This window comes from Streptomyces sp. NPDC005435 (assembly GCF_040703155.1).
In the GTDB taxonomy this organism is placed as follows: domain Bacteria; phylum Actinomycetota; class Actinomycetes; order Streptomycetales; family Streptomycetaceae; genus Streptomyces.
The window spans coordinates 12,881-36,055 of the sequence record NZ_JBEXEQ010000035.1; the positions used below are offsets into that span (position 1 = coordinate 12,881).

The 23,175-nt window shown below is 72.6% G+C and carries 26 protein-coding genes; 15 read left to right on the forward strand and 11 right to left on the reverse strand.

The window, feature by feature from the left end; genetic code table 11:
* The first annotated feature begins 97 nt into the window (after positions 1-97).
* The 7 genes from AB0898_RS30655 to AB0898_RS30685 all read left to right on the forward strand — a co-directional run bounded on the left by AB0898_RS30655 (position 98) and on the right by AB0898_RS30685 (position 4,743).
* Positions 98-700 (forward strand): helix-turn-helix domain-containing protein, encoded by a 603-nt coding sequence (locus tag AB0898_RS30655; RefSeq protein WP_366806315.1) that lies wholly within the window; start codon positions 98-100, stop codon positions 698-700.
* Positions 701-827: 127 nt separating this feature from the next.
* On the forward strand, positions 828-1,553 hold the full coding sequence (locus AB0898_RS30660) for a class I SAM-dependent methyltransferase (RefSeq protein ID WP_366806316.1): 726 nt from the start codon (positions 828-830) through the stop codon (positions 1,551-1,553).
* 15 nt (positions 1,554-1,568) lie between these two features.
* Positions 1,569-2,318, forward strand: a complete 750-nt coding sequence (locus tag AB0898_RS30665) for a DUF1963 domain-containing protein (RefSeq protein WP_366806317.1) — start codon at positions 1,569-1,571, stop codon at positions 2,316-2,318.
* 80 nt (positions 2,319-2,398) lie between these two features.
* Positions 2,399-2,974 carry a DUF4240 domain-containing protein gene (locus AB0898_RS30670; RefSeq protein ID WP_366806338.1) on the forward strand — a complete coding sequence of 192 codons (576 nt, stop codon included), beginning with the start codon at positions 2,399-2,401 and terminating at the stop codon, positions 2,972-2,974.
* A 120-nt stretch (positions 2,975-3,094) separates the two neighbouring features.
* A complete protein-coding gene (locus tag AB0898_RS30675) occupies positions 3,095-3,598 on the forward strand; it encodes a helix-turn-helix domain-containing protein (protein WP_161179471.1) in 504 nt (167 codons plus the stop codon).
* An 80-nt stretch (positions 3,599-3,678) separates the two neighbouring features.
* On the forward strand, positions 3,679-4,293 hold the full coding sequence (locus AB0898_RS30680) for a hypothetical protein (RefSeq protein WP_366806318.1): 615 nt from the start codon (positions 3,679-3,681) through the stop codon (positions 4,291-4,293).
* A gap of 111 nt (positions 4,294-4,404) precedes the next feature.
* Positions 4,405-4,743, forward strand: a complete 339-nt coding sequence (locus AB0898_RS30685; RefSeq protein WP_407078436.1) for a DUF2516 family protein — start codon at positions 4,405-4,407, stop codon at positions 4,741-4,743.
* 509 nt (positions 4,744-5,252) lie between these two features.
* Here the strand turns inward: AB0898_RS30685 and AB0898_RS30690 are convergent.
* The 3 genes from AB0898_RS30690 to AB0898_RS30700 form a co-directional block, all read right to left on the reverse strand.
* Positions 5,253-6,560: a fused response regulator/phosphatase gene (locus tag AB0898_RS30690; RefSeq protein ID WP_366806320.1), complete on the reverse strand. Its 1,308-nt coding sequence runs from the start codon at positions 6,558-6,560 to the stop codon at positions 5,253-5,255.
* Positions 6,561-6,860: 300 nt separating this feature from the next.
* Complete coding sequence (locus AB0898_RS30695; RefSeq protein WP_366806321.1) at positions 6,861-8,000, reverse strand: NlpC/P60 family protein; 1,140 nt, start codon at positions 7,998-8,000, stop codon at positions 6,861-6,863.
* A 246-nt stretch (positions 8,001-8,246) separates the two neighbouring features.
* Positions 8,247-9,062, reverse strand: coding sequence for a class I SAM-dependent methyltransferase (locus tag AB0898_RS30700; protein ID WP_366806322.1), 816 nt, complete (start codon positions 9,060-9,062; stop codon positions 8,247-8,249).
* 343 nt (positions 9,063-9,405) lie between these two features.
* Here AB0898_RS30700 and mshA point away from each other — a divergent pair, with 343 nt between their 5' ends.
* The 3 genes from mshA to AB0898_RS30715 all read left to right on the forward strand — a co-directional run bounded on the left by mshA (position 9,406) and on the right by AB0898_RS30715 (position 12,531).
* Positions 9,406-10,743 (forward strand): D-inositol-3-phosphate glycosyltransferase, encoded by a 1,338-nt coding sequence (gene mshA / locus AB0898_RS30705; RefSeq protein WP_366806323.1) that lies wholly within the window; start codon positions 9,406-9,408, stop codon positions 10,741-10,743.
* A gap of 356 nt (positions 10,744-11,099) precedes the next feature.
* Entirely contained in the window at positions 11,100-11,630 is a 531-nt protein-coding gene (locus AB0898_RS30710; protein ID WP_366806324.1) for a YbjN domain-containing protein, read from the forward strand.
* A gap of 97 nt (positions 11,631-11,727) precedes the next feature.
* A complete protein-coding gene (locus tag AB0898_RS30715) occupies positions 11,728-12,531 on the forward strand; it encodes a hypothetical protein (protein ID WP_366806325.1) in 804 nt (267 codons plus the stop codon).
* Here AB0898_RS30715 and AB0898_RS30720 read toward each other — a convergent pair.
* Complete coding sequence (locus AB0898_RS30720; protein WP_407078437.1) at positions 12,524-13,381, reverse strand: AraC family transcriptional regulator; 858 nt, start codon at positions 13,379-13,381, stop codon at positions 12,524-12,526. The two genes, AB0898_RS30715 and AB0898_RS30720, sit on opposite strands and share 8 nt — an antisense overlap.
* On the opposite strand from AB0898_RS30720, the gene AB0898_RS30725 reads away from it, so the two are divergent.
* Positions 13,380-13,844 carry a DUF2000 domain-containing protein gene (locus tag AB0898_RS30725; protein WP_366806328.1) on the forward strand — a complete coding sequence of 155 codons (465 nt, stop codon included), beginning with the start codon at positions 13,380-13,382 and terminating at the stop codon, positions 13,842-13,844. The two genes, AB0898_RS30720 and AB0898_RS30725, sit on opposite strands and share 2 nt — an antisense overlap.
* A 12-nt stretch (positions 13,845-13,856) precedes the next feature.
* Here AB0898_RS30725 and AB0898_RS30730 read toward each other — a convergent pair whose 3' ends face one another.
* Positions 13,857-15,170: an MFS transporter gene (locus AB0898_RS30730; protein ID WP_366806329.1), complete on the reverse strand. Its 1,314-nt coding sequence runs from the start codon at positions 15,168-15,170 to the stop codon at positions 13,857-13,859.
* 173 nt (positions 15,171-15,343) lie between these two features.
* On the opposite strand from AB0898_RS30730, the gene AB0898_RS30735 reads away from it, so the two are divergent.
* Complete coding sequence (locus AB0898_RS30735; RefSeq protein ID WP_366806330.1) at positions 15,344-16,105, forward strand: phosphoglyceromutase; 762 nt, start codon at positions 15,344-15,346, stop codon at positions 16,103-16,105.
* Positions 16,106-16,217: 112 nt separating this feature from the next.
* Here the strand turns inward: AB0898_RS30735 and AB0898_RS30740 are convergent, their stop codons facing one another.
* The gene (locus tag AB0898_RS30740; RefSeq protein ID WP_366806331.1) at positions 16,218-17,033 is read right to left on the reverse strand and encodes a methyltransferase domain-containing protein; all 816 of its coding nucleotides are present in this window, start codon (positions 17,031-17,033) and stop codon (positions 16,218-16,220) included.
* A 96-nt stretch (positions 17,034-17,129) separates the two neighbouring features.
* Here AB0898_RS30740 and AB0898_RS30745 point away from each other — a divergent pair, with 96 nt between their 5' ends.
* A complete protein-coding gene (locus AB0898_RS30745; RefSeq protein WP_366806332.1) occupies positions 17,130-17,612 on the forward strand; it encodes a DUF4265 domain-containing protein in 483 nt (160 codons plus the stop codon).
* A gap of 60 nt (positions 17,613-17,672) precedes the next feature.
* Here AB0898_RS30745 and AB0898_RS30750 read toward each other — a convergent pair whose 3' ends face one another.
* From AB0898_RS30750 to phoU, 5 genes are all read right to left on the reverse strand, one after another.
* Positions 17,673-18,359: a hypothetical protein gene (locus AB0898_RS30750; RefSeq protein WP_366806333.1), complete on the reverse strand. Its 687-nt coding sequence runs from the start codon at positions 18,357-18,359 to the stop codon at positions 17,673-17,675.
* Between the two features lie 23 nt (positions 18,360-18,382).
* Positions 18,383-18,997: a DUF6000 family protein gene (locus AB0898_RS30755; protein WP_366806334.1), complete on the reverse strand. Its 615-nt coding sequence runs from the start codon at positions 18,995-18,997 to the stop codon at positions 18,383-18,385.
* A gap of 62 nt (positions 18,998-19,059) precedes the next feature.
* Positions 19,060-19,401 carry a hypothetical protein gene (locus AB0898_RS30760; RefSeq protein WP_366806335.1) on the reverse strand — a complete coding sequence of 114 codons (342 nt, stop codon included), beginning with the start codon at positions 19,399-19,401 and terminating at the stop codon, positions 19,060-19,062.
* Between the two features lie 245 nt (positions 19,402-19,646).
* A complete protein-coding gene (locus tag AB0898_RS30765; RefSeq protein WP_199779964.1) occupies positions 19,647-19,799 on the reverse strand; it encodes a hypothetical protein in 153 nt (50 codons plus the stop codon).
* A 329-nt stretch (positions 19,800-20,128) separates the two neighbouring features.
* The gene (gene phoU, locus AB0898_RS30770; protein ID WP_366806336.1) at positions 20,129-20,827 is read right to left on the reverse strand and encodes a phosphate signaling complex protein PhoU; all 699 of its coding nucleotides are present in this window, start codon (positions 20,825-20,827) and stop codon (positions 20,129-20,131) included.
* 235 nt (positions 20,828-21,062) lie between these two features.
* On the opposite strand from phoU, the gene AB0898_RS30775 reads away from it, so the two are divergent.
* A complete protein-coding gene (locus AB0898_RS30775; RefSeq protein WP_366806337.1) occupies positions 21,063-22,361 on the forward strand; it encodes an ATP-binding protein in 1,299 nt (432 codons plus the stop codon).
* Positions 22,358-23,038, forward strand: coding sequence for a response regulator transcription factor (locus tag AB0898_RS30780; RefSeq protein WP_018548425.1), 681 nt, complete (start codon positions 22,358-22,360; stop codon positions 23,036-23,038). Before AB0898_RS30775 ends, AB0898_RS30780 begins: the two co-directional genes overlap by 4 nt.
* The last annotated feature ends 137 nt before the right edge of the window (positions 23,039-23,175 follow it).

Here is a 23,175-nt window from a genome sequence, read left to right on the forward strand (position 1 = left end):
TCTCCTCCTCGCGCTAGGCTCACCAAAGCGGAACGATGTTCCGCAACGTGATCGACGATACGGAACGTTGTTCCGCTTAGCAAGGGAGACCCGGGAAGTGGGCATCCAGGACGGCCCGGCAGGCCCCGCCGGCACGGAGCGGCCCCGCCGGGCCGACGCGCGGCGCAGCATCGACACCCTGCTCGCGGCCGCCGCCGAGGTGTTCGCCACCTCCGGCGTCGACGCGCCCGTACGGGAGATCACCGCGAAGGCGGGCGTGGGCGCGGGCACCCTCTACCGCCACTTCCCGCAGCGCTCCGACCTCATCGCCGCCGTCTTCCGCCACGAGGTGGACGCCTGCGCGGATGCGGCCCCCGAACTGGCCGTGCGGCACGATCCGTTGGAAGCCCTCACCCTCTGGCTGCGCCGCTTCGCCGGATTCATCGCCACCAAACGGGGCCTGAGCGCCGCCCTGCACTCCGGCGACCCCGCCTACGACAGCCTCCCCGCCTACTTCCGGCAACGCTTCCTGCCGGTCCTGTCCGGCCTGCTGACCCGCGCGGCGGAAGCGGGCGCCATCCGCCCCGACGCCGACCCCGACGACCTCCTCCGCGCCGTCGCCAACCTCACGCTCCCCGCCCACGACGACAACGACGGCCACACCCACCGCATGATCGCCCTGCTGGTCGACGGGCTGCGGTACGGGGCACCGGGCGCCTGAGCACCGCCCCCTGCCGGGGCCCTGGCGGGAGAGACGCCGAGGAGTCCGTCGGGCATGCCGCCCACGCGGTCCTCGGGGAACAGGGGCTCAAGTCCGTTGTCGGCTGGGCAGGTTACGGTCCTTCCCCATGGCCGACGCATGCTTCACGCACCCCCGACTCGCTGCGATCTACGACGCCCTCGACCCCGACAGGAGCGATCTCGACGCGTACGTACGGCTGGTGGAGGAGTTCGGGGCGCGCCGGGTGCTGGACGTCGGCTGCGGTACGGGGGAGTTCGCGCTGTCGCTGGCGCGGCGGGGTGTGGAGGTGACGGGTGTCGATCCCGCCGAGGCGTCGATCGCGGTGGCGCGGGCGAAACCCGGTGCGGAGCAGGTGAGTTGGCTGTGCGGCGACGCGACCGCGCTGCCGCCGTCGCGGGCCGACCTCGCGACCATGACGGCGAACGTCGCCCAGGCCGTGACCGGTCCGGCCGCCTGGCACGGGACGCTGCGCGCCGTCCACGCCGCCCTGCGCCCCGGCGGCCGGCTGGTCTTCGAGACCCGCGACCCCGCCCGGCGCGCCTGGGAGGAGTGGACCCGCGAGCGCTCGTACACCGTCACGGAGGTCCCGGGCCTGGGCGCCGTCGAGAGCTGGGTCGAACTGACCGGTGTGGACGGCCCGTTGGTGTCGTTCCGCTGGACGTACGTCTTCGCCGCGGACGGTGCCGTACTGACCTCCGACTCCACGCTCCGCTTCCGTGGGCGGGCGGAGGTGGCGGCGGATCTGTCGGCGCGGGGGTACGTCCTGGAGGATGTCCGCGACGCCCCCGACCGCCCGGGCCGGGAGCTGGTCTTCGTGGCCCGGCGTCCGTAACGGGGGAGAGCGCCCATGGAGTTCAGCGATCTGTCCGAGCTGCGCCGGGTCTGCGCGGAACGGCTGGGGGAGCGCGTCGGCGCCCAGTACGCGGCGCTCGCCCGCCGGGGCTTCCGCCTGGAACCGGCGCGGGACGCCACCCGCTGCACCCTCGGCGGCCCCGCCCTCCTGAACCCGGACACCCCTTGGCCCGAACTCGACGGCGTCCCCCTCTCCCTCCTCGCGGTCCTCGACATGGAGGCCCTGGGGGGTGCCCCCGGCCTGCTCAACTTCTTCTCCCTGGACCCGGACATCCCCTACGAGCAGTACCAGCGGCTTTCCGTCTGGGCTCCGGAGGCGTCCCGGGTCGTCCCCGCCGACCCCCTGCGGGCCACCGAGACCCCCGCCCCCGCCCCGGCCCGCCGCTACCCGGCCCACCCCGTCCGCCCCACCGAGGTGGCGATGCTCCCCGACTGCTGGGACGTACCCGACACCGCCCTGTCCTACGACCCGGCCGAGCACTGGGGCGCCGCCTCCCTCCTCCTCGCCACCATGGCCGACCTCGACGGCAACACGGCCGGCACCCACCGCGCCCTCGGCTGGCCCGACACCTCCTACGCCACCGCCGTCACCCCGCCCGACTCCCGCCACCTCCTCCAGCTCGCCGAGGACACCGGCCTGGGCTGGGGGTGGGGAGACGCGGGCACCCTGTACTTCACGATCCCGGAAAAGGCGTACGCCGAGGGCGACTTCGGCGCGGCGAGAGCGGAGATCCGCTGCTGCTGAACGCACCCGTTCGTCGGATGCGCCGGCAGCACCTTGTCTCCACCGCTGTCAGAGGTGCCTGGCACAGTGCCGCTGTGGACATGGATTCCTTCTGGTGGCTCATCGAGGAGTGCCGTCGTCGGGGCCGGACCCCGGACGAACGGCTCGCGTGGCTGCGCGAGGCTTTGTCGCGACGGTCGCCCGCCGAGGTCGTGCGGTTCCAGGCGCGCCTGGACGAGGTCACGCACGAAGCGTTCACGTGGGACCTGTGGGCGGCCGCGGACCGGATCTTCGGTGGCTGGTGTTCGGACGACGGGTTCTGCTACTTCGGCCTGTGGATGGTGGGCCTCGGCCGGCAAGCCTTCACCCACGCGGTGGCCGACCTCGACACCCTGGCCGCCACCCCGGAGGTCCAGCGCCTGGCAGGCCGTCCCCGGCAGGCATGGAACGACGACTGGCCCGAGTGGGAGTCGCTCGACTACGTCGCCATGGAGGCGTACGGGATCTCGGCAGCCGTGGACGACGACGAGTCCGGCGAGGCCTTTCGCACAGCGGTCGACGCCGAGCAGGGTGACGAGGGCGACAACTCCGGCCCGTCCGGTCACCGTTGGGACGCCCGACGCGAGGACGAGGCGGCACGCAGACTGCCGAGGCTGAGCGTGATGTTTCCTCTGTGACGGGGGGCGCGAGGTGCGCTGCGGGAAGCACCGGCGCGGGCGCTGTCCCGGCGCCCCCGGCGACACACTTCTGCTAGCGGATGCTTGCAATAGTTAGCAAGGGTGAGGCATGGTGGAGGCATGGCATCGCTCAACGTCGGCAATCTCGGTGAGTATCTGCGCGAGCAGCGGCGCAACGCACAGCTCTCGCTGCGGCAGCTCGCCGATGCCGCCGGGGTGTCCAATCCGTACCTGAGCCAGATCGAGCGCGGGCTGCGCAAGCCGAGCGCGGAGGTGTTGCAGCAGGTCGCCAAGGCGCTGCGCATCTCCGCCGAGACGCTGTACGTCCGCGCCGGAATCCTCGACGCCGAACGGGACCGGGACGAGGTGGAGACGCGCGCCGTCCTCCTCGCCGATCCCTCGCTGAACGAGCGGCAGAAGCAGGTGCTGCTCCAGATCTACGAGTCCTTCCGCAAGGAGAACGGATTCGGGGTCGGCGTATCGGAGCGGGAGACAGGGGCAGAGGGGGAGGAGCGGCCCGGCAGCGCCGAGGACGACGACGGCGACACCAGCGACACCACCGCACGCGGCACCCGCACGGCCGGCGGCAGTGATGCCGGTCCGCGGCGGACGGCCGGGCAATAGCCGGACCAGGGCTCCGGTCGCCGCACGCGGACCAACACAACCTCAGCCGAACGCGAATCGAATCCGGGAGGACCATCACCATGGCCATCACCGACGACCTGCGCAAGACCTTCAGCGACCCGACCCCGCTCTACTTCGCCGCCGGAACCGCCGATCTCGCGATCCAGCAGGCCAAGAAGGTGCCCGCGCTGGTCGACCAGCTCCGCACCGAGGCCCCGGCGCGGATCGAGAAGGTGCGCGCCACCGACCCCAAGGAGGTCCAGGCCAAGGCCACCGCCCGCGCCAAGGAGGCGCAGGAGGGCCTGCAGACCCGGCTCAACCAGCTCATCGGCACCCTCGACGTGGACATCAAGAAGCTCGGCGAGTCCGCCCAGGACCTCGCCCTGCGCGGTGTCGGCGTCGCCGCCGAGTACGCCGTCAAGGCCCGCGAGACCTACGAGAAGGTCGCCGAGCACGGTGAGCAGGCCGTGAAGACCTGGCGCGGTGACGCGGCCGAGGAGATCGAGGACCTCGCCATCGCCGTCGAGGGTGCGCCCGACCCGGCCCCCGCCGCCACCCCGCTCACGGCGCAGCCCACCCCGGTCACCACCCCCGAGTCGGCCGCCGCGAAGAAGCCGGCCACGGCGAAGAAGCCGGCCCCGGCCGCCCGCAAGACGCCGCCGGCCGCGAAGAAGAGCACGCCGCCGGCCAAGTGACACCGGCGGACACGGCGTGAGAACGGGCCGGGCACCTTCGGGGTGCCCGGCCCGTTGTACGGGTACGGTGACGTTACTGACGACTCGGACCAGGTGGTGGGCACTGTGCTGATGACGGGGTTCGACGGAGTGCTGTGGCTGATCTTCAAGGCCATCCTCGTCCTCGCCGTGGTGGCCCTCGCCATGGCGGCACTCTTCCGCGCGGACGCCTACCGCGCCGCCGACAAGAAGAACAAGGGCTTCTGGCTCATCATCCTCGGCGTCGTCGTCGCGGTGGACCTGTTCGTGCCGGTGCTGTTCCTCCAGCTCGCGGGCCTGGTCGCCACGATCGTCTTCTTCGTGGACGTCCGCCCCGCCCTCACCCGCGTCTCCGGCGGCCGCATCTGGAGCCGCCGCCGCGGTGGCGGCAACAGCGACGGCCCGTACGGCCCGTACAACGGCCGCCGCTGACGGGGCCCTGCGGGGCTTCGGCGGGCCGGGTCGGGTGAGGGGGCCCCTGCGGGGCTTCGGCGGGCCGGGGCGGGTGCGGGGCTCCTGCGGGGCTTTGACGGGCCGGGGCGGGTGCGGCTCCGTGACCGTCACCGGCTGCGGGAGCACTGACCCGGCCCACGGGGACCCTCGCGTGACACGTCTCGTGGCGGGACCCTCGCGCGGCCGCGCGGCGGCTGCCGCCGTTCCGGTGGCGCCTGCCGCGGTGACGGCTCCCGCCGTGCCGGCGACGCCCTGCGCCGCTGACGTCCCTCGTCGGGACACACCGCGTCGGGACATACCGTGCTGGCGATGCCCCGCGTCGGGACGCCCCGTGTCGGCGATGCCCTGCGTCGGCGACGTCCCGCGTCGGGACGCCTCGTGTTGGGGCGCACCGTGGCAGCGATGCCCCGCGTCGGACACACCGCGTCGGCGGCGTCCCGCGCCGGGGCACACCGCTCCCAGCCACACCGCGCCCCCCCCGGGGACCGCTACCGCTGGCGTTCCAGCAGTACCACCGCCACGTCGTCCGTGAGGTCGCCCCCGTTGAGGTCACGGGCCTCGTTGACCGCCGCGCGGAGCAGTTCCTCGCCGCGCAGGCCCTCGGAGAGCTGGCGGCGGATCATGGACGTCATGCCGTCCTGGCCGAGACGGTCGCCGTCGGTGCCGACGCGGCCCTCGATCAGGCCGTCGGTGTAGAGCATCAGGCTCCACTCGGCGCCCAGCTCGACCTGCATCCGGGGCCAGCGGGCGCCGGGGAGGAGGCCGAGGGCGGGGCCGTTGTTCTCGTACGGCAGCAGGCGTGGTATGCGGGTGCCCGCGCCGGGGCGTACGAGCAGCGGGGAAGGGTGGCCGGCCAGGCACAGGCCCGCCCGGCGGCCGTCCGGGGAGATGTCCACCGTGCAGAGGGTCGCGAAGATCTCCTCGTGGGCGCGCTCGTGGACCAGTACCTCCTGGAGGGTGTCCAGCAGCTGGTCCCCGCACAGCCCGGCCAGGGTCAGCGCCCGCCAGGCGATGCGCAGCTCGACGCCGAGCGCGGCCTCGTCAGGGCCGTGGCCGCAGACGTCGCCGATCATGGCGTGCACGGTGCCGTCCGGGGTGCGTACCGCGTCGTAGAAGTCGCCCCCGAGCAGCGCGCGGGAGCGTCCGGGCCGGTAGCGCGCGGCGAAGCGCAGCCCGGAGCCCTCCAGGAGCGGCGTCGGCAGCAGACCGCGCTCCAGGCGCCGGTTCTCCTGCGCGCGCAGCTTGCCCTCGGCCAGGCGCCGCTCGGCGGTGTCGGAGCGCTTGCGTTCGACGGCGTAGCGGATGGCGCGGTTGAGCAGCCGGCTGTCCAGCTCGTCGCGGAAGAGATAGTCCTGGGCGCCCACGCGCACGGCCTCGGCGCCGCGCTCGGCGTCGCCGGAGGCGGTCAGCGCGATCACCGCCTGCCGGGGGGCCAGCTCCAGGACCTGGCGCAGTACGGCCAGCTCGTCGGGGTCCTCCGGGCGGCCCGTGGCGGGCAGCGCGAGGTCCAGCAGGATGCAGTGCACGTCGTCGGTGAGCAGCCGCCCCGCCTCGGTGAGGTTGCGGGCGGTGCGGACGCGGATCGGCTTGCCGGAGGCGTCCAGCAGCTCGGGCACGATCGGCCCGGCCGGGTCGTCCTCGATCAGCAGCAGGGTGAGCGGTGCGGCGGTGGCGCCGTGGGGCGTGGTGTCGCGGCCGGCCTCCTGTTCGAGGGGGCCGCCGAACACGGTGGCGGCCCGCGCCTGACCACTTTCCACGGCCGGGATCGCCCTCTGCCGCGGTATGGGTACGGGCATCTTCCTGGGTTCCTTCGCTCCCCCCGAGGGTGGTGGTGTCGAGGGGTCTCGATCCACCGTCGGGTGACCATAGCGGTTGCGGCGGTTCCGGCGGAATGGTGTGAGCCGCGTCGCTCGGGTCCGGGCGGCCCTCATGTGCCTTGCCCCGCAAGGGGGTTCGGGGTCCGTCCGGCCGTACCGGGATGACGAAGCTCACTCGGCGGACGGGGGTCCGCGTGGAGTCGGTCACACGGGTACGGGGGCGCCGGGGGTGGCGCGGGTCACGCCGGCCGGCGCCTCAGGGGGCGTACGAGGCCCCGCTCACCCGTTCGGCCGTACGACGCCCAGGATCGGCATCGTCCCCGCCCCGGTCACCGTGACGGTCCGGCCGGGACGCGGGGCGTGGATGATCTTGCCGTCGCCCGCGTACATCGCCACGTGCGTCGCGTCGTCGAAGTAGATGATCAGGTCCCCGGGACGCATGTCCTTCACCGCCACGTGGGGCAGCTGCCGCCACTGCTCCTGCGAGGTGCGCGGGATCGGGTGGCCCGCCGCGGCCCAGGCCTGCGAGGTGAGCCCGGAGCAGTCGAAGGAGTCGGGGCCCTCGGCGCCCCAGACGTACGGCTTGCCGAGCTGGGCGGTGGCGAACGCGACCGCCTTCTTCCCCTCGGCGGAGGTCTTGTCGCTGATGCCGTCGAGGACGCCGGTGTCCACCCAGGCGGTCTGCGCCGCGCGGGCGGCCTGCCGCTCCAGCTCGGCCAGCCGCTCCTTCTGCTTCTTCTCCAGCCCGGATTCGACCAGTTCGGCGTCGGCGATCCGCTTCTTGATCTTCTTCTTGGCGGCGGCCTTGTCCTCGCGGTCGGCCTCCAGCTTCTTCATCCGGGCGGCGGCGTCGTCCGAGTCGGCCCGCAACTCCTTCTGGGTGCGGGTCATTTCGGTGAGCAGCTTCTTGGTCGCCCGCTCGCCGTTGAGGATCGTCGCCGCCGAGTCCGCGAACCGCTGCGGGTCGTCGCTGAGCAGGAACCGCGCCATGGGCGGCAGTCCGCCGTCGCGGTACTGGGCGCGCGCGGTCGCGCCCGCCTGGTCCTTGAGCTGCTTCAGCTTCCGTCTGCCCTCCGCGATCCGCTCGTTGAGGTCGTCGAGCCGCGCGGACTGCTTCTCGGCCTTCTCCTCGGCCGCGTTGTAGGCGTCGGTGGCGACGGCGGCGTCGTGGTAGAGCCGGTCGAGCTGCTCGCGGATCTTCTCCAGATCCTTGTCGGGCGGCGGCGTCGGCGCGGGTGCCGTAGTGGGGGGCGCGCCGGGTGCCGGGCTGCCGGCGGGCGGGGGCGGCGCGGACGCGGCCGGCGGCATGGGGGAATCGGGGGGTACCGAGGCGAACGCCGTACCGGCGCCGGCCAGTACGGTCACCGCGCAGACCACGGTCACGGCGGCGGCGAGCAGGCCGCGCTTGCCCGAACCCATACGTCCCCCCAACTGATTTACCGTCAGTAACATGGTGCTGCCCGACGGATCTTGTCACGAAGAGGCCTGAAGTGACAGAGGTTGTACGAAGTCGTACTCCCTGTCACTCCTTTCCGCCCGTTGCGACACTCCCCTTGCCGAACTTCCCCCCGGAGGGCGCGGTTACGACGATCTTCCGCCGGTGTGACGTACGGCGCACGGAGATCGTTCCCCCGGTGCCCCGCGCCTGTCGCGGCGGCCGTCGGGTCAGTACGCGCGGGGCGCCAACGCCGCCCAGGCCACGGTGACTTCGCCCTGCCTCCAGCGCGCGGGTCCGTCCGTCACCGGCCAGTCGGCCGTGAGGTCCCGGACCGTACGCAGCCAGCGCTGGCGGGCGCCGTAGGAGGCGAAGGGCGCGGCGGCGGCCCACGCGCGGTCGAAGTCGCGCAGGAAGGCGTGCACCGGTTCGCCGGGCACATTGCGGTGGATCAGCGCCTTCGGCAGCCGCTCGGCGAGGTCGGAGGGGCGCTCCAGGGAGCCGAGCCGGGTCGCGAAGGTCACCGTGCGCGGGCCCTCGGGGCCGAGCGCGACCCACACGTGCCGCCGCCCGATCTCGTCGCACGTCCCCTCGACGAGGAGCCCCCCGCGCGAAACCCCGTCCGCCGGGGCGAGCCGCGCGCACAGCCGCTGCCACACGGCCGCGACCTGCTCCTCGTCGTACTGCCGCAGCACGTTCGCCGCCCGGATCAGCGCGGGCCGGCCGGGCACCGGAACTTCGAAGCCGCCGTGCCGGAAGGTCAGCCCCTCGCACTCATACGGCCGCGCGGCCGCGACCCGCTCCGGTTCGATCTCGACACCGACCACCCGGGTACGGGGCGCGGCGGTTCGCAGCCGGCCCAGCAGCTCCACGGCGGTCCACGGCGCGGCGCCGTAACCGAGGTCCACGGCCACCGGCACCTCCGCGCGGCGCAGCTCGGCGCCGTGCGTGGCCGCGATCCAGCGGTCCATGCGGCGCAGCCGGTTGGGGTTGGTGGTACCGCGCGTCACCGTGCCTACGGGTCGTGAGGTCGCGCGGGTTGCCATGGATACGAGGGTAAGCGGGCGCGGGGGTGTCTCCGGCCGGGCGTGGGGCGGCGCTGCGGCCGGCGTGGGGCGCCTCTCCGGCTGGGTGTGGGGCCGCCCCCTCCGGTCGGGCGTGGAGGTGCCGCTGTGGCTGGACGGGGGGCGGCCGTTCGGCCGGACGGGCGCCGGTCCGGGACTCGCCCCCGGCCCGAACGGTTGAGCGAATCATGGTCATGATTGGGTAAAGCCGCTTGTTCGGGCCGGTCATCGGGAAATGGGCGGACACCCGTCGGGTGTTGCACGTCCGGGAGGGCTGGGTCGGTCCTCCGGTCGTCATGGCCGCGCCGAGGAGGAGGAACGCCACGTGAGCCAGTACGTCAGCAGGCTCGGGCGGCGCTCCCCGGCGGCTCCGCCCCGGCTGAGGCTGCACCGCAAGCCCCGCCGGGTCGCCATGCTCTCCGTGCACACCTCACCGCTCCACCAGCCCGGCACCGGCGACGCGGGCGGCATGAACGTCTACATCGTGGAGCTGGCCCAGCGCCTGGCCGCGATCAACATCGAGGTCGAGATCTTCACCCGGGCCACCTCCGGCGACCTCGCCCCCACCGTCCAGCTCGCCCCCGGCGTCCTGGTCCGGCACGTGGACGCGGGCCCCTACGAGGGCCTGGCCAAGGAGGACCTCCCCGCCCAGCTGTGCGCCTTCACCCACGGCGTGATGCAGGCCTGGGCCGGACACCGCCCCGGCTACTACGACCTCGTCCACTCCCACTACTGGCTCTCCGGGCACGTCGGCTGGCTCGCCGCCCAGCGGTGGGGCGTCCCGCTGGTGCACGCCATGCACACCATGGCCAAGGTCAAGAACGCCAGCCTCGCCGTCGGCGACACCCCCGAACCCGCCGCCCGCGTTATCGGCGAGACCCAGATCGTGCACGCCGCCCGCCGGCTCATCGCCAACACCGCCGAGGAAGCCGCCGAACTCGTCCGCCACTACGAGGCCGACCCCGCCAAGGTCGCCGTCGTCCACCCCGGCGTGAACCTCGGCCGCTTCCGCGTCGCCGACGGCCGCGCCGCCGCCCGCGCCCGGCTCGGCCTTCCGCAGGACGCCCTGATTCCCCTCTTCGCCGGCCGGATACAGCCCCTCAAGGCCCCCGACATACTCCTCCGCGCCGTCGCCCACCTGCTCGACGAGCGGCCCGAGCTGCGGTCCAGGATCGTCGTACCCGTCGTGGGCGGACCCAGCGGCAGCGGCCTAGCCAAGCCCGAGGGGCTGCAGAAACTCGCCGCGCGGCTCGGCATCGCGGACGTCGTACGGTTCCGGCCGCCGGTCGGACAGGAACAGCTCGCCGACTGGTTCCGGGCCGCGTCCGTACTGGTCATGCCGTCCTACAGCGAGTCCTTCGGCCTCGTCGCCATCGAGGCGCAGGCCACCGGCACCCCGGTGATCGCCGCCTCGGTCGGCGGCCTCCCGGTCGCCGTACGCGACGGCGAGACCGGCTTCCTGGTCGACGGCCACGACCCGGCCGCCTACGCCCGCGTCCTCAGCCGCTTCGCCGACGACCCCACCCTCTCCGCCCACATGGGCACCGCCGCCGCCCGCCACGCCCTCGGCTTCGGCTGGGACGCCTCGGCGGCGGCGACGGCGGACGTGTACACGGCCGCGATGTCGACACATCGGCGTCGCGTACGCTCGCCGCATGGGTGAGGTGGGCGTGGGGGCGGGGGCCGGGGGTGGCGCCTGCATGGGTGGCGTCCACGTGGGGCTGGCCGACGTGGGTGGTGCCCACATGGATGATGCCCACATGGGGCTGGCCGACATGGGTGGTGCCCACATGGGCGCAGCCGACATGGGTGGGACGGACCTGGGGTCGGGCCACATAGGTTCGGGAGACACGGGTCGTGCCCACACGGGTCCTGCCCACATGGGCCGTGCCCACACGGGTCCTGCCCACACGGGTCGTTCCTACATGGGCCCTGGCCACATGGGCCCGGAAAACATGGACTGTGCCCACATGGGGGCCGACGACATAGGCGAGGCGAACATGGGGAAGCGGGGCCGACATGGGTGAAGCGCACACGGGTGACGCACACACGGCTGACGCCAACAGCGCCGCGCGCGTGATCGAGGGCGCCCTCAAGGACACCGAGCTGGAGTGGGAGAGCCCCGAGGCCGGGTCCTACGTCGTCAAGCTGCCCGGCACCCGCAAGCTCTCCACCACCGTGTCGTTCCTCGTCGGCCGCCACACCCTCTCCGTGAACGCCTTCGTCATCCGGCACCCCGACGAGAACGAGGCCGGCGTCCACCGCTGGCTGCTGGAGCGCAACCTCAAGCTGTACGGCGTGAGTTACGCGATCGACCGCCTCGGCGACATCTACGTCACCGCCCGCCTCCCCCTCGCCGCCGTCACCCCCGACGAGATCGACCGCCTCCTCGGCCAGGTCCTCGAAGCGGCCGACGGCGCCTTCAACTCCCTTCTGGAGCTGGGCTTCGCCTCCGCGATCCGCAAGGAACACTCCTGGCGCGTCGCCCGCGGCGAGTCCACCCGCAACCTGGACGCCTTCGCGCACCTGCTGAAGCGCCCGACGGACTGACCAGCTCGAACAACCCTCCCCACCTGTGCTGTTGGCCTGCGGCGACTCGTACCCTTACCGGGCCCTTACTGATCTTTCACCAGCACAGAGGTTGTACATGCGCGTAGGCAGATCCGGCTCCGTGGTCGTGCTCGCGGGAGCGCTCGCCCTGGGAGCGCTCGCCGCACCGGCCGCGGAAGCGGCGGACACCGGTGTCACGGTGTCGAACCTGGTCCTGAACCAGGGCAAGCCCATCGTCGTGGGCACCACGGCGGAGGTGACCGCCGAGTCCACCTTCCACGTGACCGCGCCGTCCGGGATCAAGGTCGACGACGTGTCCGCGTTCCCGCTCCTGTACCACGGCACCACGCCTGCCAAGGCCGTGAACTCCGGCGGCATCTACTCGGGTTACACCGTCTGCGGCGAGAACGCGAAGCGCCCCGGCGACTGCCGCGGCGTGCTGTCCATCGACCCCCGCTCCCGGCTCGACTCCAACAACGACGCCACCACCTGGAAGATCGCGGTCTGGGTGCGCGTCTGGGATGCCAAGGGCAGGCTCAAGGGCGAGGAGTTCCCGACGGGCTTCGGCACCGTACAGATCAAGCGCGCCGCGAAGGCCACCGTGAACGCCTCCCCGGAGCCGGTCGCGAAGGGCAAGAAGCTCACCGTCACCGGCAACGCCACCCGCGCCGACTGGGTGAAGCACACCTACACCGGCATCGGCGGCAAGACGGCCACGCTGCAGTTCCGCAAGGCGGGCACCCGCGACTACGTAAGCGTCAAGAAGGTGACGGCCGACTCGGCGGGCAGGCTGAAGACGACCGTCACCGCGTCCGTGGACGGCTACTGGCGCTGGACCTTCGGCGCGAACTCCACGACCGGCGGCGCGACCTCCACCGCCGACTACGTCGACGTCAGGTGAGATGACGCCGGTCGCCCCTGTACCGCCCCGGCGTCACCCCCACCAACCGCTTGAAGTGCCGGGTGAGATGGGCCTGGTCGTAGAAGCCGGTCGCCGCCGCCACCTCGCCCGGCGTCAGCCCGTCGAGCAGCAGCCGGCGGGCGCGGCCGACGCGGCGGGAGGTCAGGTACTGGTGCGGCGGGATGCCATAGGCGGTGCTGAACGTCCGTACCAGGTGGGCGGGATGGGCGTGCAGGAGCCGGGCGGCGTCCGCGAGGGTGAGGCGGCCGGCGACCTGTTCGTCCAGCAACTCCCGTAGCCGCCGGGCCAGTACGGGATCGGGGCGCGCGTCCGCCCGTTCCCGGTGCCGGAGATGGTCCCGCAGCCGCTGCCCGACCAGTACGAGCCTGCTCTCCGCCTCCAGTTCGTCCCCGGCGCTCCGCAACGCCGCGTGCAACCGCCCGACCCGCTCGCGCAGCAGCGCGTCCGCCAGATCGGGCCCGTCGACGGCCGCGCCGATCAACTCGTCGCCGAGCAGGGTGTCGTCGAGGTACAGCACCCGTTTGCGGAAGCCGTCCGGGGTCGCGGCGGCGCCGTTGTGCGGCACATGGGGCGGCAGGAGGGTGACCGTGTCGCGCGGGGTGCCGTGCTCGTGCCGCCCGAGGTCGTAGCGCACCGCGCCGTCGTCCACGATCAGCAGCGTCCAGGCGTCGTGGACGTGCATCGGGTAGGCGTACTTTGTGAAGCGGGCGTGGAAGACCTCCACGACACCCGGTACACGCGGGCGCCAGGCGGAGACGTCACGCCGTCCGGAGGGCACGCAAACAACGTACAAGACGCCGTCGCGCCCCGGTCGGCAGGCTCGGGGCATGAACGAACAGCCCCGCACCGCCGACACCTCCCGCACCGCCGACGCCCCCGTCACCCGGTTCGACACCAAGATCGCCGTACTGCTCCGGGACGACCTGGAGCCCTGGCAGCGCCTGAACGTCACCGCGTTCCTGGTCAGCGGCCTGGGCAGCCAGGTCCCCGAGGTGGTGGGCGCGCCCTATGAAGACGCCGACGGTGTGGGTTACCTCCCCATGTTCCGTCAGCCCGTACTCGTCTTCGAGGGCTCCAAGGAGACCCTGTGTGCGGCCCACACACGTGCCGTCGCCCGCGCCCTGCCCCGCGCCCTCTTCACCGCCGACCTCTTCGCCACCGGCAACGACCACGACAACCGGGCAGCCGTACGGGCCGTACCCACGGCGGAACTCGACTTGGTCGGTCTCGCGGTGTACGGCCCGAGGAACGGGGTGGACAAGGTGACGAAGGGGGCGCGGATGCACCCCTAGCCCCCTAGCCCCCTAGCGGCCCGCGGTGTCCGCCGTACGCAGCTCCGCGGCGGCGGCGGAGACCTCGGCACCGGTGTCGGCCTGGGCCGCCTCGGCCTGGACGGCGACCGTCTCCTCCTTCGGCAGCCCCCGCATCAGCACCCCGTACCCGAGCCCCGCCGCCGTGCCGACCACCGCGCACCCGCCCCACAGCCACGCCGCGCCGAACCGGTCGATCACCGCGCCGGCGGCCAGCGGGGCGACCAGCGCGGCCACGGACCAGGACAGGCTGTAGACGCCCTGGTAGCGGCCGCGCCCGTGGACGGGGGAGAGGCGGACGACGAGCCCGGTCTGGGTCGGCGCGTTGACGATCTCGGCGAGGGTCCACACCACGACCGTCAGCGCGAACATCCCGACCGACCCGGCGAAGGCGGTGAGCCCGAAGCCGTAGCCCGCCAGGATCGAGGAGACGACCAGCAGCGAGCGGGCGTCGCGGTGCTCGATGAAGCGGGTGACCGGGATCTGGAGGACGACGATGAGGATGCCGTTGACGGCGATGGCCAGGCCGTAGTCGGCGGGGGAGAACCCGGCGCGGCCCATGGCCACCGGCAGACCGACCGAGCTCTGCTGGAAGACCAGCGCGACGAGGAAGGACAGCCCGACGACCGCCATGTACCGCCGGTCGCGCAGTACGGTCCCGAGCCCGACCGGGGTCTCGGCCTGCCTGGCGGTGGGCGCGGGCCGGGACTCGGGCAGCTTGAGGAAGACGACGATCGCGCAGACCAGCGTCATGCCGGCCTCGATGAGGAACCCCGCGCGGTAGCTGTAGCGGGCGATGAAACCGGCGCCCATGGAGGAGACGGCGAAACCGAGGTTGATCGCCCAGTAGTTGAGGGAGAAGGCGCGGACCCGGTCCTCGGGGCGCACGATGTCCGCCATCATCGCCTGCACGGCGGGCCGGGAGGCGTTGGAGGCGGCGCCGACCAGGAAGGCGACGCCGGCGATGGCGACCGGGTCGCGCATGAAGCCGAGCAGGGCGACCGAGGCGGCGGTGGCGAGCTGCGCGACGAGCAGGGTGGGCCGTCTGCCGAGCCGGTCCGCCATCACCCCGCCGCCCAGCGAGGAGACGACCCCGCCGAGCCCGTGCAGGGAGGCGACGAGTCCGGCGTACGAGGCGGAGTAGCCGCGGTCGAGGGTCAGATACAGCGCCATGAAGGTGGCGACGAACGCGCCGAGCCGGTTGATCAGGGTGCTGGTCCACAGCCACCAGAAGGCGCTGGGCATACCGGAGACGGAGGCGCGTACGGCTGATCTGACACGGCCGACGGGTGCGGCGAGCGCGGACATGTGGACGGTACCCCCCGGTAAGTGGCGCTGGCGGTAGGCGCAACTTACGACGGTGGGGTTGTCGGGGGCCACTCAATTAACAGATGCCGTCAACTGTGGGTGCGGGGGTGGGTGTCGCCGTGGCGCCGTGGGCGGCCGGGGTGCCGTTCCGGAGGTGGATTACGCTCTGACCCATGGCCGACGCACCGTACAAGCTGATCCTCCTCCGCCACGGCGAGAGCGAGTGGAACGCCAAGAACCTGTTCACCGGCTGGGTGGACGTCAACCTCAACGAGAAGGGCGAGAAGGAGGCGGTCCGCGGCGGTGAGCTGCTGAAGGACGCCGGCCTGCTGCCCGACGTGGTCCACACGTCGCTCCAGAAGCGCGCGATCCGCACGGCCCAGCTGTCGCTGGAGGCCGCGGACCGCCACTGGATCCCGGTCCACCGCAGCTGGCGCCTGAACGAGCGCCACTACGGCGCCCTCCAGGGCAAGAACAAGGCGGAGACGCTGGCCGAGTTCGGCGAGGACCAGTTCATGCTCTGGCGCCGCTCGTACGACACCCCGCCGCCGCCGCTCCCGCGCGACGCGGAGTACTCCCAGTTCGACGACGCCCGCTACGCCGACCTCCCCCCCGAGCTGCGCCCCCAGACGGAGTGCCTCAAGGACGTCGTCGTCCGGATGCTCCCCTACTGGTACGACAACATCGTCCCCGACCTCCTCGACGGCAACACCGTCCTGGTCGCCGCCCACGGCAACAGCCTCCGCGCCCTGGTCAAGCACCTGGACGGCATCTCGGACGAGGACATCGCGTCCCTCAACATCCCGACGGGCATCCCGCTGTACTACGAGCTCGACGCCGACTTCAAGCCGGTCACGCCGGGCGGCAATTACCTGGACCCCGAGGCGGCGGCCGCTGCGATCGAGGCCGTGAAGAACCAGGGCAAGAAGAAGTAACGCAGCCCTTGGCTTTTGCGGAGGCCCCCTTTTCTTGTGGGAAGGGGGCCTTTCGCTGTTCCCGGACGTAATACAGCTCGGAGGCGTGGGCGGCTACGCCGAGGTCGTGACCTCAGGCCGGTCGGTGTCCGATGCTCAAAAGGTGTGAGCTGGCGGCCAGGAGTTCCGGGTACGGCTCGGCCAGGCGGGCTGCGGTCAGGGTTGACTCGAAGAGGGGGGTGTCGCGGAAGTCGCCGTCGGTGTTCCGTTCGGCTGCGGCGAGCATGGACCAGGCCGGGCCTTCGATGCCGAAGACCTGGGGCTCGGTGAAGCCGGCGGCCGCTACTTCGTCGCGCAGTTGTTCGCCGGTGTGGAAGTAGGCCGCGGTGAAGGCCTTCTTGCCGTCGTGGATCTGCGAGTCCAGGATCCGGCCGATGCTCTTTTGCAGCGGTTCCTTGTGGAGGTGTCCGAAGGCGGCGTGTTCGAACAGGCTGGCGTACCGGTTGATGCCGGCCGCTGCCAGGAGGCCGCCCGGCTTGAGTACGCGGTAGGCCTCGGCCAGCGCCTGGTCGCGATCGGTGCGGGCGGTCAGGTGGTACAGCGGTCCGAGCAGCAGGACCACGTCGAACGAGGCGTCCGCGGGCGTGAGGCTGCGGGCGTCGCCGATCTCGACGGAGGCACCGGTCGCCCTGGCCCGCTCGACGTGCCGGGGGACCGGGTCGACGAGGTACACGCCGTAGCCGTCCTCGACCAGCCAGCGGGCATGAGCCCCGGGGCCGCCCCCGACATCCAGGACCCGGGCCGGCGGTGTCGGCAGGTACCGGCGCAGCAACTCCCGCGTGCGCACCATCTCCAGGCGCCCGTCCGCCGTGGTGGTCAGCCGGTCCGCCTCGTCGACGGTCTCGGTGTAGAACCTCATGATCTCCGGCGCTGGCTCGGGATGCGTCATGCGGGCATTCTGGTGCGCGGCAAATGGACCGGTCCAGTGATCGGAAACGCGCCTGCCGTATGCGGCACGGCGGCATCCTCGTGTGGAGAGAACAGCGTGACCAACCCCGAGATCCCTTACGTGAAGGTGCACTTCCGGCTGGAGGTCGAGGACGACTGGCCTCCGGCTGGGGTGGAGAGTCTGTGGGGTGTCGATCTGGGGGACGGGAGCGTGCGGCTCGCCAACGTGCCCTGGTTCGTGCGGGGTGTTGCCTGTGGGGATGTGGTGGCTGTCGAGGCTGATGAGGAGGGCGTGCGGTGGGGTGGGGAGGTGGTTCGGCGGTCGGAGAACTGCACCGTGCGGCTCATCGTGTTCCGGGACGGGGGGTCGGGGGCGGCGCGGCAGAGTGTGATCGACGCGTTCCGGGAACTCGGCGCCGACGGGGAGGGTATCGAGCGGTTCGGGATGGTGGCTCTGGATGTGCCGCCCGCGGCCGACCTCGCCGGGATTCAACGGCTGCTTCGGCACGGTGTCGCCGAGGGGTGGTGGGACATGGAGGAGGGGGCCATTACCGAGCGATGGCGGGCCGTCGCGGGCTGATGTACGTCTCGTCCGTCGTGGGCCGGCGTACGTCTCATTCGTCGCGGGTCGGCGTACGTCTCATGCGGAGACCGTGATCTCCGTTTCCGTGCGGGTGCCGTGCGCGCGCAGGGCGTCGATCGTCAGCTCGGTGATCCAGGCCGCCGCGTGGGGGGTCCATTCCGGGGCCGTGCCTCGGAGGGTTGGGGGGTGGTTCGGGGTGGGGGTCGGGTTGAGGCGTACGTGGCCCTGGGAGGACCGGTTGATCTGGGCGGCGAGCCGGTCGGCGGGGACGGGCGGGGGCGGGGAGACGCTCAGGGTGATGTCCGCTCTGGCGGCGGGGTCGGAGAGGGCGAACCAGTCCGCGTCGCCCCGTAGATCGAAGCCGGTGTCGGACGCCAGGGCGAGGGGGACGAGGGACCGCAGGGCGGTGAAGCGGACCTCGCCGACGCGGTGCAGGGCGTCCGTCAGGACCTGCGTCATCGGGAGCACCGGGAGGTGCCGGGCCGGTGGATCCGTGCCGGGGTGGACCGTGAGCCACGCCAGCCGGCGGACCTTCCCGTCCTGCGACCAGTCGCCCCCGGCGTCCGCGTGCTCCCAGCGTCGGCCGCCGAGTTCCTGCCCGGGGCCCAGGTGGACGGAGCTCCAGCCGTACGCCGCCGCCCGCTTCACGGCCAGGCTGTACACGTCCTCGTCCAGATCGTGGTCCGCGCTCACCCGGGCGATCCAGGGGTGCCCGCGCAGCACTCCGTGCATCCCGACGGTCATGGTGAGACTGTCGGCGTCTTCCGTCACGTGCTCAGCCCCCGGCCGCTCTCGGCGACGAAGTCGCAGAACTGTTCGATCAAGTCGCGCTGATGGGCGGGGCTGCCGAGGTCCGTGCCGGGCGTGCCGTCGAGCCACCGCTCCCACGGGCCGTCCGGCGTGAGGAACCGGTTGGCCCGGTCGGTCCCGAGGCGGGCGTCGAGCAGCAGGAGCGCGCCGAGGGCGGCCGGCTGGTCGTAGGGGAGGCCGGGGCGGGGGAGATGGCGGTCGAGGTACGCGACCAGGAGCTCGGCGTCCGTGGCGGTGCCGAAGGTGGCGAGCGCGACGCAGTACGCACGTCCCGCGTACGGCGCCTCGCTGGCGAGCAGCAGTTCGCCGAGCCGTTCCCGGAACTCCGTCCTGCCGGCTACGGCGATGAGCCACGCCTCCGCTTTGCGCTCACGCCGGCTTCCGTCCAGCAGGACGCCCAACTCGGCACCGCTGATCTCCCGGGCGTCCGCACCGAGACCCCGCGCGAACTCGGCGCGCTCCGGCCCGCTCATCCGGAGAAGGCCGCCGCCGAGTTTGAGGTACCGGCGTCCGGGCGTGACGTACCGGCGGATCAACTGGGCCGTTCCATCCGCTTCTTCGGCGTCGCGCACGTCGGCATTGTTGGGCAGACGAAGCGGTCCGGACAAGCCAAGCCCGCTCCTCCGGCCCGGCGTCACGGCTGCCGCCGGCGCACCCCCGTGCACGCCAGCAGCTCCTCGCCGTCCTCGGTGAGGAAGAGCAGGTAGGTCCACGACCCGTCCACGGAGCCGATCCGCCCCAGGCGCACGGGACCGTCATGTCCGGTGAGGAGTCGTACGGCGGGCTCCAGGCCGAGGGTCTCCGTGCCGTCGCGGCGGGTCAGACGGAGGCGGCGGGCGTAGGTGTGGGCGAGCGTCCGGGCGGGGGTGGTGTCTGCCCACATGGAGTACGAGCCGCCTTCGCGCAGGGCGGACAGCGCGGCCGCGGCGGCGTCGTCCGCCGTGGCCAGGAGCCCTTCGAGTTCGGCGCGTTCCATGGGGCCATCTTCCATGTGGCCCGGCACCATGGCGTCATTACCCATGTGGTTCGGCGCCACGGGGTCACTATCCATGTGGTTCGGCGCCATGGGGTCACTATCCATGTGGCCCGGCACCATAGGGCCATCATCCATATGCCCCGGCACCACGGTGTCGCCCTCCCCGCCCCCGCCCGGCATCGCCGTACAGGCAGGTGAGAAGGCCGCGCCCCGGAAGGGCCGGCCCCCTCACCGCCCGTGTCTCCTCAGCCGCACTGGCAAGGCGCCCCCGACTGGCAGCCGCAGCCGCAGCCCGAGCCGCAGCCGCAGGCGGCGATCAGGGGGAGGGAGAGGGGGTTGGCGGGCTGGTCGGTTTCCTGGGGCTGGGTGGGGTCGGGTGTGGTGGGGGATTCGGGCATGGGTCCTCCTCGACACGGGGGCCAGGTGCCCCCGACCGTTCCATGCCCCATTCCAGGGCCGTTCCCTACGGGGTATCAACGGCGCATTCAGGGCGCATGGGGGCGTCCGCACGCCCCCGGTCAAGTCCCGGCCCGGCCAAGGTGGTTCACCGCACCTTGCCCACCCCACCGGCAACCGTCGCCCCACCGGCAACCCCGGCCCCACCGGCAGCCCCGCCCTCACCGGCACCCCCCACTCCACCGGCAACTCCCGCTCCACCGGCAACTCCCGCTCCACCAGCCCCCCGCCCCCGCCGGCAGCCCCACCCCACCATCAACCCCCGCCCCCCTCAGCCCTGTTCGCCCCCGCCCACCGCCGGAGGCACGTCCTGCTGCTGCTGGATCTCGTCCGCGTGCTCGCCCGTCACCAGGTACACCACCCGCTTCGCGACGGCCACCGCGTGGTCCGCGTACCGCTCGTAGTAGCGGCCCAGCAGCGTGACGTCGACCGCCGTCTCGATGCCGTGCTTCCAGCGGTCGTCGATCAGGTGCTGGAAGAGGGTGCGGTGGAGGAGGTCCATCTCGTCGTCGTCCTGCTCCAGCTGGAGCGCGAGGTCGACGTCCTTGGTGATGATGACCTCCGCCGCCTTGGCCATGAGCCGCTGCGCGAGCTGGCCCATCTCCAGGATGGTGGCGTGCAGGTACTGCGGCACCGCGCGCTCGGGGAAGCGCAGCCGGGCCAGCTTGGCCACGTGCTGGGCGAGGTCGCCCGAGCGCTCCAGGTCGGCGGACATGCGCAGCGACGTGACGACGATGCGCAGGTCGGTGGCGACCGGCTGCTGACGGGCGAGCAGGGCTATCGCCCGCGCCTCCAGGTCGTGCTGGAGCTCGTCGACCTTCTGGTCGGCCTCGATCACGCTCTCGGCCAGCTTCAGATCGGCGTCCAGGATGGCGGTGGTGGCGCGCCCGATCGCCGAGCCGACCAGCCGGGCCATCTCCACCAGACCGTCGCCGATCGAGTCCAGTTCCTCGTGGTACGCGTCCCGCATCGGTTCCCTCTCCTACGTACAGTCCTACGTACAGTCAGTCCTACGTACAGCCGGGGCCCCCGTGCGGACCCCCTGTCCACACCGCCCCACGCTCCCACGTTCCGCCCCGTACGCGTCCGTTTCCGCCACCCGGCGTGAACGGCCACTGGCCTGAAGGTGAACTCTGGGCGACGAGTGTCCGAGGTCGCACTCCGGTGGCTGTGGGCAGGTCGTACCCCATGCCTAACCTGGTCACATGGACGTGAACGCGGCGGTCGCCGCAGCGGCGGCGATCGCCGGGGTGCTCACCGGCGTCATCGCCGTGCTGGCGTTCCGCTGGAGCGAGCGCGACCAGAAGCGGCCCACCCGGACCTCGCTGCACACCGACGCGGTGCTGCCGCCCGGCGTGGACACCGTGCTGTCGGTGCTCCGCTCCTCGGCGGTCGTACTGGACGAGGCGGACGCCGTGGTCAAGGCCAGCTCCGCCGCGTACGCCCTCGGCCTGGTCCGGGGCGGCAAGCTCGCGGTCGAGCCGATGCTCCAGATGGCCCGGGACACCCGGCGCGACGGCGAGATACGCCAGGTCGAGCTGGATCTGCCCCGGCGCGGCACCGGACGCGGCGAGGCCCTCGCGGTCTCCGCGCGTGTCGCCCCGCTCGGCTCCCGCCTGGTCCTGCTGCTGGTCGAGGACCTGACCGAGGCCCGCCGTATCGAAGCCGTACGACGTGACTTCGTGGCCAACGTGAGCCACGAGCTGAAGACCCCGACCGGCGCGCTCTCCCTGCTCTCCGAGGCCGTCATGGACGCCTCCGACGACCCCGAGGCGGTCCAGCGCTTCGCGGGCCGGATGCAGATCGAGGCGACCCGGCTGACCAACCTCGTCCAGGAACTGATCGACCTCTCCCGGGTGCAGAACGACGACCCGCTGGAGGACGCCGAGCCGGTCCGCGTGGACGAGCTGGTCGCGGAGGCCGTCGACCGTTGCCGCCATCAGGCCGGTACGAAGCAGATCACCATGGCCGCCGCGATCCAGGGCCCCGAGCGCCCCGCCGCCGAGGGCGGCGGCCGCCGCGCCGGCACCGAACTGCGCGTCTGGGGCAACCGGGGCCAGCTCGCCGCGGCCCTCGGCAACCTGGTCGAGAACGCCGTCAACTACTCCCCGGCCCGCACCCGCGTCGGCATAGCCGCCCGGCGGGTCGCCGCGCCCGGCGGCGACCTCATCGAGCTGGCGGTCACCGACCAGGGCATCGGCATCTCCGACAAGGACAAGGAGCGCATCTTCGAGCGCTTCTACCGCGTCGACCCGGCCCGCTCGCGCGCCACCGGAGGCACCGGCCTCGGGCTCGCGATCGTCAAGCACGTGGTCGCCTCGCACGGCGGCGAGGTCTCGGTCTGGAGCGCCGAGGGCCAGGGCTCCACCTTCACCCTGCGGCTGCCGGAGGCGGGCGCCGCCCGCGCCCGCGCGGCACAGCCCCCCGGTCTCGACGACGAGGACGGGGACAGCGACGACTCATCCCCTTACGAACCGCTTCCCGCCCCGGAGGTCCTTCCGTGACCCGAGTGCTCGTCGTCGAGGACGAGGAGTCCTTCTCCGACGCCCTGTCCTACATGCTCCGCAAGGAGGGGTTCGAGGTCGCCGTCGCGGCGACCGGCCCCGACGGACTGGAAGAGTTCGAGCGCAACGGCGCCGACCTCGTGCTCCTCGACCTGATGCTGCCGGGGCTGCCCGGCACGGAGGTGTGCCGTCAGCTGCGCGGCCGCTCCAACGTCCCGGTGATCATGGTGACCGCCAAGGACAGCGAGATCGACAAGGTGGTCGGCCTGGAGATAGGGGCCGACGACTACGTGACCAAGCCCTTCTCCTCGCGCGAGCTGGTCGCCCGCATCCGCGCGGTGCTGCGCCGGCGTGGTGAGCCGGAGGAGGTCACCCCGGCCGCGCTGGAGGCGGGCCCGGTCCGCATGGACGTGGACCGGCACGTGGTGACCGTCGGCGGCGCCAAGGTGGACCTCCCGCTGAAGGAGTTCGACCTGCTGGAGATGCTGCTGCGCAACGCGGGCCGGGTGCTGACCCGTATGCAGCTGATCGACCGGGTGTGGGGCGCCGACTACGTGGGCGACACCAAGACCCTCGACGTCCACGTCAAGCGCCTGCGCGCCAAGATCGAGCCGGACCCGGGCGCGCCGCGCTTCCTGGTGACGGTGCGCGGCCTGGGCTACAAGTTCGAGCCGTAAACCGTACGGGCGGTACGACAAGGGTGGGCGCCCCCCGCCGCCGGGGGGGCCCCCCCCGCGGGCGGCGGGCCGCCCCGCCGGGGGGGGGGGGCGGCGGCGGCGCGGGGGGGGGCGGCGGGGCCGGGGGGGCCCCCCGG

Excerpts from the sequence above, each read along its gene's own strand:
- AB0898_RS30660 (WP_366806316.1), top strand. The coding sequence starts at position 828 with ATGGCCGACGCATGCTTCACGCACCCCCGACTCGCTGCGATCTACGAC.
- AB0898_RS30665 (WP_366806317.1), top strand. The coding sequence starts at position 1,569 with ATGGAGTTCAGCGATCTGTCCGAGCTGCGCCGGGTCTGCGCGGAACGG.
- AB0898_RS30670 (WP_366806338.1), top strand. The coding sequence starts at position 2,399 with ATGGATTCCTTCTGGTGGCTCATCGAGGAGTGCCGTCGTCGGGGCCGG.
- AB0898_RS30675 (WP_161179471.1), top strand. The coding sequence starts at position 3,095 with ATGGCATCGCTCAACGTCGGCAATCTCGGTGAGTATCTGCGCGAGCAG.
- AB0898_RS30680 (WP_366806318.1), top strand. The coding sequence starts at position 3,679 with ATGGCCATCACCGACGACCTGCGCAAGACCTTCAGCGACCCGACCCCG.
- AB0898_RS30685 (WP_407078436.1), top strand. The coding sequence starts at position 4,405 with ATGACGGGGTTCGACGGAGTGCTGTGGCTGATCTTCAAGGCCATCCTC.
- AB0898_RS30690 (WP_366806320.1), bottom strand. The coding sequence starts at position 6,560 with ATGCCCGTACCCATACCGCGGCAGAGGGCGATCCCGGCCGTGGAAAGT.
- AB0898_RS30695 (WP_366806321.1), bottom strand. The coding sequence starts at position 8,000 with ATGGGTTCGGGCAAGCGCGGCCTGCTCGCCGCCGCCGTGACCGTGGTC.
- AB0898_RS30700 (WP_366806322.1), bottom strand. The coding sequence starts at position 9,062 with ATGGCAACCCGCGCGACCTCACGACCCGTAGGCACGGTGACGCGCGGT.
- AB0898_RS30710 (WP_366806324.1), top strand. The coding sequence starts at position 11,100 with ATGGGTGAAGCGCACACGGGTGACGCACACACGGCTGACGCCAACAGC.
- AB0898_RS30715 (WP_366806325.1), top strand. The coding sequence starts at position 11,728 with ATGCGCGTAGGCAGATCCGGCTCCGTGGTCGTGCTCGCGGGAGCGCTC.
- AB0898_RS30725 (WP_366806328.1), top strand. The coding sequence starts at position 13,380 with ATGAACGAACAGCCCCGCACCGCCGACACCTCCCGCACCGCCGACGCC.
- AB0898_RS30720 (WP_407078437.1), bottom strand. The coding sequence starts at position 13,381 with ATGCCCCGAGCCTGCCGACCGGGGCGCGACGGCGTCTTGTACGTTGTT.
- AB0898_RS30730 (WP_366806329.1), bottom strand. The coding sequence starts at position 15,170 with ATGTCCGCGCTCGCCGCACCCGTCGGCCGTGTCAGATCAGCCGTACGC.
- AB0898_RS30735 (WP_366806330.1), top strand. The coding sequence starts at position 15,344 with ATGGCCGACGCACCGTACAAGCTGATCCTCCTCCGCCACGGCGAGAGC.
- AB0898_RS30740 (WP_366806331.1), bottom strand. The coding sequence starts at position 17,033 with ATGACGCATCCCGAGCCAGCGCCGGAGATCATGAGGTTCTACACCGAG.
- AB0898_RS30750 (WP_366806333.1), bottom strand. The coding sequence starts at position 18,359 with ATGACCGTCGGGATGCACGGAGTGCTGCGCGGGCACCCCTGGATCGCC.
- AB0898_RS30760 (WP_366806335.1), bottom strand. The coding sequence starts at position 19,401 with ATGGAACGCGCCGAACTCGAAGGGCTCCTGGCCACGGCGGACGACGCC.
- AB0898_RS30765 (WP_199779964.1), bottom strand. The coding sequence starts at position 19,799 with ATGCCCGAATCCCCCACCACACCCGACCCCACCCAGCCCCAGGAAACC.
- phoU (WP_366806336.1), bottom strand. The coding sequence starts at position 20,827 with ATGCGGGACGCGTACCACGAGGAACTGGACTCGATCGGCGACGGTCTG.
- AB0898_RS30775 (WP_366806337.1), top strand. The coding sequence starts at position 21,063 with ATGGACGTGAACGCGGCGGTCGCCGCAGCGGCGGCGATCGCCGGGGTG.